Raw genomic sequence first — 13,743 nt, 5'->3', positions numbered from 1 at the left:
CAAAAGTTATAATTTATACGGACGTTTAATAACTTGAGCTTGCTCACATTTAATCAAATATGATTGAATATAATCATTAACGGTTCAGATAAGTGATGAAGGAAAGAGAATGAGCTGCGGCGATAATCCTGTTCTGGTGCTGGCAGATGACTTTACCGGGGCCAATGATGCCGGTGTCAGTCTGGCAGAAGCGGGTTTAGCGGTTGAGGTGGCGTTTAGCGCCGGCTATCAGCCGACCACCCGGGCGTTGGTTCTCAATAGCGATAGTCGGGCGCTTTCCGGGGCGCAGGCAGCAGAGAAAGTGAACGCGATACTCCGTGATGCGACAAATTTCGACGCCGTCTGGCAGGTGAAGAAAATCGACTCCACCCTACGCGGCAACCCTGGTGCGGAACTGGAGGCGATGATGCGTGCGCGGGGCTGCGCCACCGCGGTCGTCGCGCCGGCCTTTCCGGCGGCAGGGCGCATAACCCGCGGCGGACGATGTTATGTCCACGGCGTGGCACTCGATGAAACGGAATACGCCAGCGACCCCAAAACCCCGGTCAGTAGCGCCGATATTGGGCAATTGCTCGCCATGCAGAGCCAGCTGCCGTGCCGTTCGCTTGACGTACAGCAGTTGACCGCCGCCCTCGCGGAAGAGAGCGACCAACCGCGTGTATTGATTATTGATGCTGAAGAAGACGCGCAGCTGGATGAGGTTATCGCTGCGGTAGCCAGCCGCGCGCGGCAAACGCTGCTGGTGGGCTCTGCGGGGATCTGCGAGGCGCTTTCGCGCTACCTGCGCCGGGATGCGGCCGGGCCGTTGCTAGCGGTGGTCGGCTCAATGAGCGAAATAGCGCAGGCTCAGGTCGCCGCTTTGGCCGGCCATCCGCGAGTCGGGCGGATCGGGATTGATGTTGCCCGCGCCTTTAACGGCGATGCGTTGGCCGATGCCCGGCGAATCGCCGAGGTGCTGGCGGCAAATCATCATTGCGTGGTCACCACCTGCGCGGATAACGCTGTCCGGCACGGTATTGAGACGCAGTGCCGTGAACGCGGCTTGAGCCGCGCTGCGCTGGGAGAACAGATCTGCGCTTATCTCGCGCAGGTCACCCAACTTGCCGTTGAGCTACATGCGCCGGGGGCGCTGTATCTATCCGGCGGCGATGTTGCGATCGCCGTCGCTCATGCGCTCGGCGCGCAGGGGTTTCATATAACCGGCCGGGTGGCGCAATGCGTGCCGTACGGCCATTTTCTCGGAAGTCGCTGGCCGCGTCCGGTGATGACCAAAGCAGGGGGATTCGGTACGGAGACCACGCTGCGGGATGTCGTGAATTTTATTGAGGAGAAACTGAGTGTCTAACATGATTGCGGTAACGATGGGCGACCCGGCGGGCATTGGTCCGGAAATTATTATTAAATCGCTGAGCGAAGGCGAACTGAGCGGCGCGCCGGTGGTGGTAGTGGGCTGCGCGCAGACGCTGCGGCGGATCCTGGCGCTGAACATAACCCCGCGCGCGGAGTTGCGAATTATCGAACACCCGCGCGAAGCGCAGTTTTCACCCGCAACGATTAACGTGATTGATGAACCGTTAAGCGATCCTCAGGCCCTGCGGCCCGGCGCAGTCCAGGCTCAGGCCGGCGATTTGGCGTATCGCTGCATCAAGCGCGCCACCGCGCTGGCGCTGGCGGGGGAAGTTAAAGCTATCGCCACCGCGCCGTTAAATAAAGAAGCGCTACATCTGGCCGGGCACCATTTCCCGGGACACACTGAACTGCTGGCCCATCTGACGCAGACCAAAGATTATGCCATGGTGCTGTACACCGATAAGCTTAAGGTGATCCACGTCACCACCCATATCGCGCTGCGCCGCTTCCTCGATACCCTAAGCCAATCGCGGGTAGAGACGGTTATCCGGGTCGCCGATAATTTTTTACGCCGCGTGGGGTATTCGCAGCCGCGCATTGCGGTTGCTGGCGTGAACCCGCACGCCGGTGAAAACGGTCTGTTTGGCGATGAAGAAATCCGTATTGTCGCCCCGGCCGTCGCGGCGATGGAGGCGCAGGGCGTTCATGTCGTCGGACCGTGCCCGCCGGACACCGTCTTCATGCAGTGCCACGAAGGTATGTACGATATGGTGGTGGCGATGTATCACGATCAGGGGCATATTCCGCTCAAGCTGCTCGGGTTCTATGATGGGGTGAATATCACCGCCGGGCTGCCGTTTATCCGCACCTCCGCGGACCACGGCACTGCCTTTGATATTGCCTGGACAGGTAAAGCGAAGTCTGAGAGCATGGCAACCTCCATTGAGCTCGCCATGCAAATCGCACAGGAATAACATGAAGGGATATAATCGGTTAGAGCAGATTATGGACTTCCTGAAAAGCCATAATCTGGTAACGGTCGACCAACTGGTTGCGGTAACTAACGCCTCGCCGGCGACCATTCGTCGCGATCTGATTAAACTCGATCAGGAAGGGGTCATTAGCCGCACCCACGGCGGCGTGACGCTCAACCGATTTATTCCCACACAGCCGACGACGCTGGAAAAAGCGCAGCGTAGCCCTCAGGAGAAATACGCTATCGCCAGGGCGGCGGCGTCGCTTATCAAGGCCGGCGATGCCATTGTGCTGGACGCCGGTACCACTATGATTGAACTGGCGCGACAGATTACGCATCTGCCGCTGCGGGTCATCACCAGCGATCTGCATATCGCGCTGTTTCTGGCTGAATTCAAACAGATTGAAGTGACGATTATCGGCGGTCGCATTGATGACAGCAGCCAGTCGTGTATTGGCGAACATGGGCGACGCTTGCTGCAGAATGTGTGGCCGGATCTGGCATTCGTCAGCTGTAACGGTTGGGATTTGCAAAAGGGCATTACCGCCCCGACGGAAGAGAAGGCGGCGCTGAAACGCGATCTGATCGCCAACGCCCGGCGGCGGATCCTGCTGGCCGACAGTTCGAAATACGGCGCCTGGTCGCTGTTCAATATCGCGCACCTCGGCTCGCTCACGGACATCATCACCGACGGGCATTTGCCGGGGGAAACCCGCGATGCGCTTCAGGAACTCTCGCCGCGGCTGATTATCGCCGATTAACGTCCGGCCATCATGTCGCGCTAGCCGCCTGACGATCCTCGTTCAGCAATTCAATAAATGCCTCCAGCTGGCGCGTCTTCGCGCCGCGTCGCCACACAAGCCAGGTCGTCAGCCAGCGCCACTCTTCGGCGAGCGGCCAGGCGGAAACCTGCTGATGCCCTGGCATACTCTCCAGCATACTGCGTGGGATAAGCGCCAACCCGGCGCCAGCGATTACGCAGGCTAACATGCCGTGATAGGACTCCATCTCATGGATCCTTCCGGGGGTCGCGCGGTCGGCGTGAAACCAACTCTCAAAATGACGACGGTAGGAGCAGTTGGCGCGAAATGCGTAGACGTTCGCGCCGTTGACCTCGCTGGCGCGGGTTACCGGGGCATGGCCATAAGGGGCGACGATCATCATCTCTTCCGGGAACACCGGTAGCCCCTCCAGACCGGGATGAACCAGCGGCCCGTCGACAAACGCCGCGCTGAGCGCGCCTTCCAGCACGCCGTCAATCATGGTGCCGGAAGGGCCTGTGGACAACGCCAGGTGGATTTTCGGGTAGCGCTGGTTGAAAAGGGCTAACGTGGTTGGGATGCGCACCGCAGCGGTGCTTTCCAGCGAGCCGAGGGAAAACAGCCCCTGCGGCTCATCGCCGGCGACCACCATCCGCGCTTCATCGACTAACGCCAGGATTTGCTGGCTGTAGCGTAAAAAGCTGTGCCCGGCGGGCGACAGACGCAGCCGTTGGTTCTCGCGAATAAATAGCTCGACGCCGAGGTCGGCCTCCAGTTGGCGAATACGGGTGGTCAGATTCGACGGGACGCGGTGCACCTTCTGCGCGGCCTGGGTAATACTGCCGGTACTGGCGACGGCGTTAAACATCTCAAGTTGGGTAAGGTCCATAGTATTCTTCTTTTGTGAATGCTTTGCTTAATATTATTCATTTTCAATGAAAGGAAGGGTAGGCCACACTATCCACACTTCGCAATCCCTACAGAGAGAATAACCATGAATTTATCTGCCACCCATGCGGTTTCCGTTAACCCGACCACTGGTGAAGTCGTGTCGTCTCTGCCGTGGTCAACCGAACAACAAGTAGATTCAGCCATTGCCCAGGCGCAACAGGGTTTTCGCCAGTGGCGCCAGGTAACGGTCGCCGATCGCGCCGCCGCACTGCGTAAAGTCGGCAGCGCAATGCGCGCCCGCGGTGAAGAACTGGCGCAAATGATCAGCCTTGAAATGGGTAAGCCCATCGCCCAGGCGCGCGGTGAAGTGAGTAAGTCAGCCAACCTCTGCGACTGGTATGCCGAACATGGCCCGGCGATGCTGGCGACCGAAGCCACCCAGGTAGAAGATAATAAGGCGGTGATTGAATACCGGCCGTTGGGGCCGATACTGGCGGTGATGCCGTGGAACTTCCCGGTATGGCAGGTTCTGCGCGGCGCGGTACCGATTCTGCTGGCAGGAAATAGTTATCTGCTGAAACACGCGCCGAACGTGATGGGCAGCGCGCAGCTGCTGGGCGAACTGTTTGCCGAAGCGGGACTGCCGACGGGCGTCTTTGGTTGGATCAACGCCACCAATGAAGGCGTCTCGCAAATTATCAATGATGATCGTATCGCAGCGGTCACGGTGACCGGTAGCGTACGCGCCGGGCGGGCAATCGGCGCTCAGGCCGGCGCAGCGCTGAAAAAATGCGTGCTGGAACTCGGTGGTTCCGATCCCTTTATCGTGCTCAACGATGCCGATCTGGACGAAGCGGTGAAAGCCGCCGTTGTCGGCCGTTATCAGAACAGCGGGCAGGTCTGCGCGGCGTCGAAACGCTTTATCGTTGAGGCGGGTATTGCCGACGCTTTTACTAAAAAATTCGTGGACGCCGTGGCGGCGCTGAAAATGGGCGACCCGCGCGACGAGCAAAATTACATCGGCCCGATGGCGCGTTTCGATCTGCGTGACGAACTGCATCAGCAGGTTGAAGCCACGCTGAAGGAAGGGGCGACCTTATTGCTTGGCGGCGAGAAAATCGCCGGCGCCGGCAACTACTACGCGCCAACGGTGCTGGCCAACGTTACCCCGGAGATGACCGGTTTCCGTCAGGAGTTGTTTGGTCCGGTGGCTACCATCAGCGAAGCCCGCGACGCGGCCCATGCCCTTGAACTGGCTAACGATAGCGAGTTTGGCCTTTCGGCAACCGTTTTTACGTCAAGCAGCGCGGAAGCGGAGCGCTTTTCTCGTGGTCTGGAGTGCGGCGGGGTGTTTATCAATGGCTACAGCGCCAGCGATGCTCGCGTGGCGTTCGGCGGCGTGAAGAAGAGCGGCTTTGGTCGGGAACTGTCGCATTTCGGTTTGCATGAGTTTTGCAATATTCAAACCGTATGGAAAGACCGTCGCTAATCGACGTTAGCGCCTGACGTCCGTCGTCACGCTCTGCTATACTCGCCACCCGAATTTCGATGGTGGGCAAGGAGCCGAGTGTGGCGACGGTTATTAATAATGCAATGCTGGATGCCGTTCTGGCAGAAATCAGGCCGCTGATAGGGCGCGGCAAGGTAGCGGACTACATTCCTGCCCTGGCGCGCGTCAGCGGCAATAAACTTGGCGTCGCCATCTGTACGGTTGATGGGCAGCACTATAGCGCCGGCGATGCCCACGAACGCTTCTCGATCCAATCTATCTCGAAAGTGCTAAGTCTGGTGGTGGCGATGAACCATTATCAGGAAGAGGAGATCTGGCAACGCGTCGGTAAAGATCCCTCCGGCCAGCCCTTTAACTCCTTACTACAGCTGGAAATCGAGCAGGGCAAACCGCGTAATCCTTTTATCAACGCCGGGGCGTTAGTGGTCTGCGACATGCTGCAAAGCCGCCTGAGCGCGCCGCGTCAGAGAATGCTGGAGATCGTGCGTCGGCTGAGCGGAGTGGACGATATTGCCTATGATTCAGTGGTCGCACGCTCCGAGTTCGAACACTCCGCGCGTAATGCCGCCATCGCCTGGCTGATGAAATCTTTCGGCAATTTCCATAATGATGTCGCCACGGTGCTACAAAACTATTTCCACTACTGCTCGCTTGAGATGAGCTGCGTCGAACTGGCGCGGACCTTCCTGTTTCTCGCCGATCGGGGGATTGCCCCGCATCTGGCGGACCCGGTTATCGCGCCGATTCAGTCGCGGCAGGTTAATGCGCTGATGATGACCAGCGGCATGTACCAGAACGCCGGAGAGTTCGCCTGGCGTGTCGGGCTGCCGGCAAAATCCGGCGTCGGCGGCGGCATTGTGGCGATTGTGCCGCAGGAGATGGCGATAGCGGTGTGGAGTCCGGAACTTGATGAAGCGGGTAACTCGCTGGCGGGGATCGCTGTACTCGAGAAGCTTACCCAACGTTTAGGAAGATCGGTGTTCTGATGTCTGCAATGGAAAATCTGTTCGCCCGGCTTGGGCGTTCAACGTTCCGCTCTCGCTTCCACCTCGGGGCGAAAGAGCGACAGTATTGTTATGATAAAGGGCCGGAGGTTATCGACAGCCACGCGGCGGATTTTATCGCCAAAAGGCTGGCTCCGGCGCAGATTGCTAATGATGGTAAGCAAACGCCGATGCGCGGGCACCCGGTATTTATCGCCCAGCACGCCACGGCCACCTGCTGCCGCGGATGTCTGGAAAAGTGGCATGCGATCCCGCGCGGGCGGGAACTGAGCGGCGAGGAGCAGCGTTATGTCGTACAGGTAATTCACCACTGGCTGGTGATGGAAATGAACGCGATTACCAACCGTTAACCTGTCTCGCTCAGGCATGGCAGTATGCCTAACAAATATTCTCATGCTATGATAATCCGCTAACTAATTATTTACATAATAATTGCCTGAAACAATTAGACGGATAATTACTGAATGTCTTCACTGTCGATTCGGTCATTCACGCTATTTCGCGAGGATCAACCGGTGCGCGATGCGCTGGTGTTATTCACGCTGACGATTCTGCTGCACTTTATGGGCGCTATGTTGCGTCTGGTGCAGGAGCTTTCGTTTTTTTGGCCGCTCAATGCCGTTATGGCTGGTATTTTCGCACGCTACGTCTGGCTAAATCGCAGCTATTTCTACGCTATTTGTTTTGCCGCGATGCTGGTTTATGACGGCCTGACTTCCCGTTGGGGCATGGGCTTTGCGTCGCTGCTGATTAACTTCTCCAATATCGTCTTTATCGTCATTCTGGCGCAGCTGGTGCTGTGGGATAAGCGGCGCGCCGATTCGATGCCGGGGCCAATTAACGCTCTGAATCTTTTTTGTTATTGCCTGCTGGCGGCGCTGGTGTGCGCCGCGGTAGGCGCATTGGGCTCGGTTGATGTTGAACGGGCGACTTTTATTCCGCAACTGGCGGACTGGTTTAGCGAGCAATTCTCGACCGCGGTCCTCATCTTGCCGTTTATTCTGACCCTGACGCTGCCATCGGTGCTGGGCCGCTTTCGCTTTAGCCAACTACTGCCGGTAATAGCGCTGGTGCTATCGATGGCGCTTGGGGTGGCGGTAGGCGGCGCCGGAAGCCTTACTTTCCCGCTGCCGGCGCTGATCTGGTGCGCGATTCGCTATCCGTTGCCGCTGACCTGCCTGCTGACGTTTGTTACCGGTATCACTGAGATTTTGCTGGTGGCGAACTCGCTTATCCATCTGTCGCCGGATGCGCGTCCGCAGCCGTGGCAGCTGTTTTCAACCCGTCTTGGCATGGCGGCGATGCTGATAAGCCCGGTTATCGTGGCGACCAGCGTCGAGGCTATCAACAACCTCGTCAAACAGCTGGCGCTCCGCGCTGACTTTGATTTTCAGACCCGCGTTTACTCTCGTTCCGGGTTGGGCGAAGCATTGAAACGCCAGGCGCCGCAGACGGATAAACTGCTCTCGGTGATGGTGCTGGACATCGATGGTTTTAAACGAGTGAATGATACCTGGGGTCATGAATGCGGCGACTGCGTGCTGGCCCAGTTCGCCCAGCGGGTGCGTGAACTGGCGGGCGATGAGGGAATGGTGGCGCGTATCGGCGGGGAAGAGTTTGCCGTCGCGGCGCTGCTCGATAATGCTCAACAATCCCATGTGCTGGCGGAAAAAATTCGCCAGGGGATAGAATCGGAAACGTTCACCTGGGGGCAGCAGCGTATTCGCCTGACGGTGAGTCTCGGCCTGCAGTGCCGTGAAGTCGGTGAAGGACGAATCGCCGAGCTGTTTAATCAGCTGCTAATGGAAGCGGATGACCTGTTAGTCAACGCCAAGCAGGCCGGGCGCAATCGTGTTTGCGTGCAGGCGCTGCCTGACGGCGTGTGATAAGAAAATCCAATGGTCTTTTTGCTTGAGTTAAATATTAGTTAAAAACATAGTGATGTGGTCATTTTCAGGGAGCAACCTATGGCCACACCTATTTCACTTCGCACGCTGACGCGTGAATCTATTCTTGAATCTCTTCCACAATTAAATGAAATCCTCGCCAGCTGCGTGAACGGCGGGGCTTCGGTCAGTTTTATGCAGCCGTTTTCGTCGGACACCGGCGAGCGCTTCTGGCAGCGGATGGCGCAAAGCGTCGCCGCCGGTGAGCGGATTGTGCTGGCGGCCGAAAACCAACAACGGCAGATAGTGGGGACCGTCCAGTTGATTATCGACCAGCCGGAAAACCAGCCGCACCGCGCCGATGTCGCCAAGCTTTTGGTTCACCAAAATGCGCGCCGACAGGGAGTCGCCGGGTTGCTGATGAGCGAGCTTGAGGCTATTGCACTGGCGTACGGAAAAACGGTACTGGTGCTGGATACCGCCACCGGCAGCGGCGCGGAACGCTTCTATCAGCAGTGTGGCTGGCAAAAAGCGGGGGAAATTCCGCAGTTTGCCTTAATGCCTGACGGGGAAATGACGGGCACCACGCTGTTCTATAAGATCCTCCCGGCGACAGAATAATGCGACGAGGTTTGATCAAAACGGGGTTTCGCCAACCATAAAACCTGATAACTTATTGGACCAATTACTCAGGTTGTATGACTACTCTAAGAGGGAACCCATTGTGAAAACCTTAAACCGTCGTGATTTCCCCGGCGCGCAGTACCCTGAACGTATCATCCAGTTTGGCGAAGGTAACTTCCTGCGCGCGTTTGTTGACTGGCAAATTGACCTGCTTAACGAGCATACTGACCTGAATGCTGGTGTGGTCATCGTCCGACCCATCGCCAGCGATTTCCCGCCGTCGCTGAGCATTCAGGACGGCCTCTACACCACAATTATTCGCGGACTGAATGAAAAGGGCGAAGCAGTCAGCGATGCGCGTCTTATTCGTTCGGTAAACCGCGAAATTAGCGCCTACGCCGACTATGAGGAATTTCTGCGTCTGGCGCACAATCCGGATATCCGCTTTGTCTTCTCCAACACCACCGAGGCGGGTATCAGCTACCATGCCGGGGACCATTTTGACGATGCCCCGGCGGTGAGCTATCCGGCGAAACTGACCCGGCTGCTATATGAGCGTTTCAGCCATTTTGCCGGCGCCGCTGATAAAGGCTGGGTTATCATCCCTTGTGAACTCATTGATTATAACGGCGAGGCGCTGCGTGAACTGGTGCTGCGCTATGCGCATGAATGGGCGCTGCCGGCAGCTTTCGACGCCTGGCTTGCAGAGGCGAACACCTTCTGTTCGACGCTGGTGGACCGTATCGTTACCGGCTATCCGCGCGATGAAGCGGAGCAGATTGAAACGCAGCTTGGCTATAAAGACGCCTTTCTTGATACCGCTGAGCACTTTTACCTGTTCGTGATCCAGGGACCGAAATCGCTTGCCGCCGAACTGCGCCTCGATAAATTACCGTTCAACGTGCTGATTGTTGACGATATCAGACCCTATAAAGAACGGAAGGTAGCGATTCTTAACGGCGCGCATACCGCGCTGGTGCCGGTAGCCTGGCAGGCAGGCCTGGATACCGTCGGTGAAGCGATGAACGACGCGGAAGTCTGCTCATTTGTCGAAAAAGCGATATATCAGGAGATTATCCCGGTTCTCGATCTGCCGCGCGATGAGCTGGAATCATTCGCCAGCGCGGTAACAGGACGCTTCCGCAATCCCTATATCAAACACCAACTCTTATCCATCGCCCTCAATAGCATGACGAAGTTCCGTACACGTATCCTGCCGCAGCTGCTGGCAGGGCAGAAGCAAAGCGGTAAATTGCCACCGCGCCTGACTTTCGCGCTGGCGGCATTGATCGCCTTCTACCGCGGAGAGCGTAACGGTGAAGTCTACCCGGTTCAGGACGACGCGGAGTGGATCGCTCGCTTTCAGACGCTGTGGGCGCAGCATCGCGACGGCCAGCTTGCAACGCGGGACCTGGTAACGTCGGTGTTGTCGGTAGAATCGCACTGGCAGCAGGATCTGACGCAGGTGCCAGGACTGACGGCGCAGGTAACGGCCGATCTGGATGCTATCTTACGTGACGGCATGCGCAGCGCCGTAAAACCGCTGTGCTAACACGCCAACTGAAGCGACCCGGCATGTAGCCGGGTTAATTTCTGTCATTAGTTACAACATTCTGGTTGTTATTAGCTGTAAGCCGTTGCAGTAACATCGTACCAGCATCGCTTCGCAGCGGGGAAAGGGATGAAATGTGCACTCGGCGCTTGAAGTCATTTTCAGAAAGCAAAATAATGACTTAACGATGACGTTTAGCGTGCGGAGATCCCATCAATGAATATCGACATACGTGAACCTACTGACCGGGATTACAGCGCCTGGCGAGCGTTATGGGAGGGGTACACGCAGTTCTATAATAGCCCGCAGCCGGACACCGTCACCGAACATACCTGGCGGCGTCTGCTGGATCCGCAGTCTCCGGTAATAGGCCGGGTAGCCGTGGTTGATGGTGAGGTACTGGGGTTTGCTATTTGCGTTCTGCACGAAGGCACCTGGGTGACGACGACTATCTGTTATCTGGAAGATCTGTTTGTCGCGCCAAAAGCCCGCGGACGGGGAGTCGCGAGAACGCTGATTCAAACCCTGCAGGCTGAAGGTAAAATTCAGGGATGGTCGCGGCTGTACTGGCACACCCGTCACGATAATCCTGCCCGCCGTCTGTATGATGAATTTACCCCTGCGGACGATTATGTTCGATATCTGATGAAGCTCTAGCTGTGCGACACAGGAGAAGCAACATGGAAAAACGAATCGAAACTACCGTTAATCTGATTATGTTTCTGTCGTTACTGGCCACCGCCTGGGATCTTTCGCTGGTTCACGACTTCCCCTGGTAACATGCAGCGGCGCCGTCGGGCGCCGCGGGTACCGAACCTATTTGAGGTAATCCGCCATATACTCTTCGATCATTTCGCTGAAGCTGTGGTTGGCGCTAAACCCAAGACGCTGAGCATAGCGCGTGTCGAAATCGCCGGGCCACGAATTGACAATGCGTTCAATGGCGGCATCGGGAGTGAAGGTGATACGCTGCGCGACTTCACTGCCGGCAACCTGGCGCAACGCCACGATCATCTGTTCGACGCTGACCGACAGCCCGCAGAGATTAATCACCCGACCGTCCGTCAACTGTGCCTCAGCCAGTTCGTGCCCGTGAATTAAAGCCTTAATTGCGTTACGGGGCGACAACAGCCACAGACGGGTATCCGCCGTGACCGGGCAAACGGCGGATTCTCCATTAAGTGGCTCGCGGATTATACCGCTGGCAAAACTCGATGCCGCCTGATTGGGCCTCCCCGGGCGCACGACGATGGTGGGCATGCGCAGGCTTCTGCCATTAAGCCAACCGCGACGGCTGTAATCCGCCAGTAACAGATCGCAAATGGCTTTTTGCGTGCCGTAAGAACTTTGCGGCAACCATACCTGTGAATCACTGACTTTTTCCGGTAAGTCGCCGCCGAAAACCGCCACCGAACTGGTGGTCACCAGTTTGACGTTCTTCGGCAACTGACGCAGATGCTCCAGCAGTTGACGGAAGGCATCAACGTTGATTTTCATCCCCAGCTCGAAGTCTTGTTCAGCCTGGCTTGAAACGATGGCGGCTAAATGGAAGACGCTATCGACCTGCGCTGGAATCGCGCTACGTAACCATTCGCTATCGCTGATGTCGCCGGTTAATACCTGTAAACGGCTATCGTCGATCCCCTGTAACGCCACGCGGTCGATAGCGATCAGTTTACCGATTTCTTGCGTTTCGCCCTGCGGGCCGCTCAACGAACCGCGCTGAAGCAGCGCCTTGACCAGTTGGGTGCCGAGAAATCCGGCGGCGCCGGTGACGGCAATCGTTAATGTATTATTCATGGTGATTTTCTCAATATTATTAATGGTTAACCATACGGGCAGGAATACGGAATATCGCAGCAGCGCCGATAAAAAGCGTCGCGGAGATGATTAAGGTGCCGGTTAGCGTCGAATGGGTCATATCGGTGAGCAGGCCCATAATCCACGGCGCGACAAAGCCGGCAAGGTTGCCAAAGGAGTTGATTACCGCGATACCGACCGCGGCGGAAGCGCCGCCAAGGAAGGCCGTCGGCAGGCTCCAGAAGAGTGGTAGGGTGCTTAATCCGCCCGCTGCGCCAATTGTTAACCCGATCATCGCAATCACCAGATCGTGGCTGAACAGCGCCGCAATAATCATGCCCAGACCGCTCATGACCGCGATGGCGGCGAGATGCCAGCGACGTTCTCTGCGTTTATCGGCGCTGCGCGAAGCGGCAATCATGGTGACTATCGCTGCGGCATAAGGAATAGCGGTTAACAATCCGACTTTCAGCACATCGCCTTCACCGGCGTTATGAATCAGCGTTGGCATCCAGAAACTGACGGTATAGAACCCGGCAATCAGGCAGAAATAGATAAAAGTTAGTAACCAAACCTTCGGATTCCTCAATACAGCCAGCATTGAACCATGCTGTTCGGTCTTATGGCTGCCATCGCTGCGCAGTCGCGCCTCGAGCAACGCTTTTTCGTCATCTGACAGCCATTTCGCCTGAGAAATGCGGTCGGTCAGCAGGAATATCACCAGCACGCCAATCAGCAGAGATGGCGCGCCTTCAATAATGTACAACCACTTCCAGCCGGCGAGACCGCCGTACTCATGAAAATGGCCCATAATCCAGCCGGAGAGCGGAGCGCCGAGGATCCCGGAAAGCGGTACGGCGGTAGCGAAGAGGGCGAACATCCGCCCGCGGCGATAGCTGGGAAACCAGAAGGAAAGATACAAAATTACCCCGGGATAAAAGCCTGATTCCGCTACGCCTAAAAAGAAGCGCACGGTATAAAACTCCAGCGGTGTACGCACGAATGCCGTCAGCGGCGCGATGAGCGCCCAGGAAATAAGTAAACCGCCAAGCAAACGTCTGGCGCCAAAGCGATGAAGGATCATATTGCTGGGAATTTCAAAAAAGAAAAAACCGATGAAAAATATACCCGCGCCGATACCGTAAACGGTGTCGGAAAATGCCAGATCGCTCGACATTTGTAATTTAGCGATACTGACGTTAACCCGGTCAAGATAGGCCAGAATATAGCAAATCATTAATAATGGCAGCGTGCGGCGGACAACTTTCTTCCACACTAACTCTTCATTTATGGCAGGCGCAGCGCCCTCCAGGCTCAACGCAGAGTGGTTTGACATAGTTCTATCTCCAAAAAATGAGCGCGCATCGGCGCTCACTGAGGCATTGATAT

13 protein-coding genes are annotated in these 13,743 nt (G+C 56.8%); 10 read left to right on the top strand and 3 right to left on the bottom strand.

The features are described 5' to 3' along the window. Positions 1–109 precede the first annotated feature (109 nt). From dtnK to PGQ95_RS08335, 3 genes are read left to right on the top strand one after another with little or no spacing between them, the layout of a single operon-like run. Complete coding sequence (gene dtnK, locus PGQ95_RS08345) at positions 110–1,345, top strand: D-threonate kinase (RefSeq protein WP_430917695.1); 1,236 nt, start codon at positions 110–112, stop codon at positions 1,343–1,345. Further along, positions 1,338–2,324 (top strand): D-threonate 4-phosphate dehydrogenase, encoded by a 987-nt coding sequence (locus PGQ95_RS08340; protein WP_087860708.1) that lies wholly within the window; start codon positions 1,338–1,340, stop codon positions 2,322–2,324. Before dtnK ends, PGQ95_RS08340 begins: the two co-directional genes overlap by 8 nt. Position 2,325: 1 nt before the next feature. Beyond that, positions 2,326–3,087 carry a DeoR/GlpR family DNA-binding transcription regulator gene (locus PGQ95_RS08335; RefSeq protein WP_430917693.1) on the top strand — a complete coding sequence of 254 codons (762 nt, stop codon included), beginning with the start codon at positions 2,326–2,328 and terminating at the stop codon, positions 3,085–3,087. Between the two features lie 10 nt (positions 3,088–3,097). Here PGQ95_RS08335 and ptrR read toward each other — a convergent pair whose 3' ends face one another. Then, positions 3,098–3,976: a putrescine utilization regulator PtrR gene (gene ptrR / locus PGQ95_RS08330; protein WP_015705323.1), complete on the bottom strand. Its 879-nt coding sequence runs from the start codon at positions 3,974–3,976 to the stop codon at positions 3,098–3,100. Positions 3,977–4,081: 105 nt separating this feature from the next. On the opposite strand from ptrR, the gene sad reads away from it, so the two are divergent. The 7 genes from sad (at position 4,082) to PGQ95_RS08295 (ending at position 11,211) form a co-directional block, all read left to right on the top strand. Further along, positions 4,082–5,467, top strand: a complete 1,386-nt coding sequence (gene sad, locus PGQ95_RS08325; protein WP_430917691.1) for a succinate-semialdehyde dehydrogenase — start codon at positions 4,082–4,084, stop codon at positions 5,465–5,467. Positions 5,468–5,547: 80 nt separating this feature from the next. Continuing rightward, positions 5,548–6,474 (top strand): glutaminase B, encoded by a 927-nt coding sequence (gene glsB / locus PGQ95_RS08320; RefSeq protein ID WP_045394518.1) that lies wholly within the window; start codon positions 5,548–5,550, stop codon positions 6,472–6,474. Further along, a complete protein-coding gene (locus PGQ95_RS08315; RefSeq protein WP_087860711.1) occupies positions 6,474–6,842 on the top strand; it encodes a DUF4186 domain-containing protein in 369 nt (122 codons plus the stop codon). Before glsB ends, PGQ95_RS08315 begins: the two co-directional genes overlap by 1 nt. A gap of 114 nt (positions 6,843–6,956) precedes the next feature. Then, positions 6,957–8,378 carry a diguanylate cyclase gene (locus tag PGQ95_RS08310; RefSeq protein ID WP_430917689.1) on the top strand — a complete coding sequence of 474 codons (1,422 nt, stop codon included), beginning with the start codon at positions 6,957–6,959 and terminating at the stop codon, positions 8,376–8,378. Positions 8,379–8,459: 81 nt separating this feature from the next. Continuing rightward, the gene (locus tag PGQ95_RS08305; protein WP_087860712.1) at positions 8,460–8,999 is read left to right on the top strand and encodes a GNAT family N-acetyltransferase; all 540 of its coding nucleotides are present in this window, start codon (positions 8,460–8,462) and stop codon (positions 8,997–8,999) included. Between the two features lie 103 nt (positions 9,000–9,102). Continuing rightward, entirely contained in the window at positions 9,103–10,554 is a 1,452-nt protein-coding gene (locus PGQ95_RS08300) for a tagaturonate reductase (RefSeq protein WP_430917686.1), read from the top strand. Between the two features lie 216 nt (positions 10,555–10,770). Continuing rightward, entirely contained in the window at positions 10,771–11,211 is a 441-nt protein-coding gene (locus tag PGQ95_RS08295) for a GNAT family N-acetyltransferase (RefSeq protein WP_430917684.1), read from the top strand. Positions 11,212–11,370: 159 nt separating this feature from the next. Here the strand turns inward: PGQ95_RS08295 and denD are convergent, their stop codons facing one another. Both denD and PGQ95_RS08285 read right to left on the bottom strand, forming a co-directional pair. After that, the gene (denD, locus tag PGQ95_RS08290) at positions 11,371–12,354 is read right to left on the bottom strand and encodes a D-erythronate dehydrogenase (protein WP_271032479.1); all 984 of its coding nucleotides are present in this window, start codon (positions 12,352–12,354) and stop codon (positions 11,371–11,373) included. Between the two features lie 19 nt (positions 12,355–12,373). Then, positions 12,374–13,690, bottom strand: coding sequence for an MFS transporter (locus tag PGQ95_RS08285; RefSeq protein ID WP_430917682.1), 1,317 nt, complete (start codon positions 13,688–13,690; stop codon positions 12,374–12,376). Positions 13,691–13,743: the final 53 nt, after the last annotated feature.

The organism is Klebsiella sp. 141240 (assembly GCF_050600805.1).
GTDB lineage: Bacteria > Pseudomonadota > Gammaproteobacteria > Enterobacterales > Enterobacteriaceae > Klebsiella > Klebsiella aerogenes.
This window is presented reverse-complemented; position numbering and strand designations above follow the sequence as displayed.

What these genes read in the sequence shown, in the direction of transcription:
- sad (WP_430917691.1), top strand. Translation starts at nt 4,082, where the DNA reads ATGAATTTATCTGCCACCCATGCGGTTTCCGTTAACCCGACCACTGGT.
- PGQ95_RS08295 (WP_430917684.1), top strand. Translation starts at nt 10,771, where the DNA reads ATGAATATCGACATACGTGAACCTACTGACCGGGATTACAGCGCCTGG.
- denD (WP_271032479.1), bottom strand. Translation starts at nt 12,354, where the DNA reads ATGAATAATACATTAACGATTGCCGTCACCGGCGCCGCCGGATTTCTC.
- PGQ95_RS08315 (WP_087860711.1), top strand. Translation starts at nt 6,474, where the DNA reads ATGTCTGCAATGGAAAATCTGTTCGCCCGGCTTGGGCGTTCAACGTTC.
- PGQ95_RS08310 (WP_430917689.1), top strand. Translation starts at nt 6,957, where the DNA reads ATGTCTTCACTGTCGATTCGGTCATTCACGCTATTTCGCGAGGATCAA.
- dtnK (WP_430917695.1), top strand. Translation starts at nt 110, where the DNA reads ATGAGCTGCGGCGATAATCCTGTTCTGGTGCTGGCAGATGACTTTACC.
- ptrR (WP_015705323.1), bottom strand. Translation starts at nt 3,976, where the DNA reads ATGGACCTTACCCAACTTGAGATGTTTAACGCCGTCGCCAGTACCGGC.
- PGQ95_RS08305 (WP_087860712.1), top strand. Translation starts at nt 8,460, where the DNA reads ATGGCCACACCTATTTCACTTCGCACGCTGACGCGTGAATCTATTCTT.
- PGQ95_RS08285 (WP_430917682.1), bottom strand. Translation starts at nt 13,690, where the DNA reads ATGTCAAACCACTCTGCGTTGAGCCTGGAGGGCGCTGCGCCTGCCATA.
- PGQ95_RS08335 (WP_430917693.1), top strand. Translation starts at nt 2,326, where the DNA reads ATGAAGGGATATAATCGGTTAGAGCAGATTATGGACTTCCTGAAAAGC.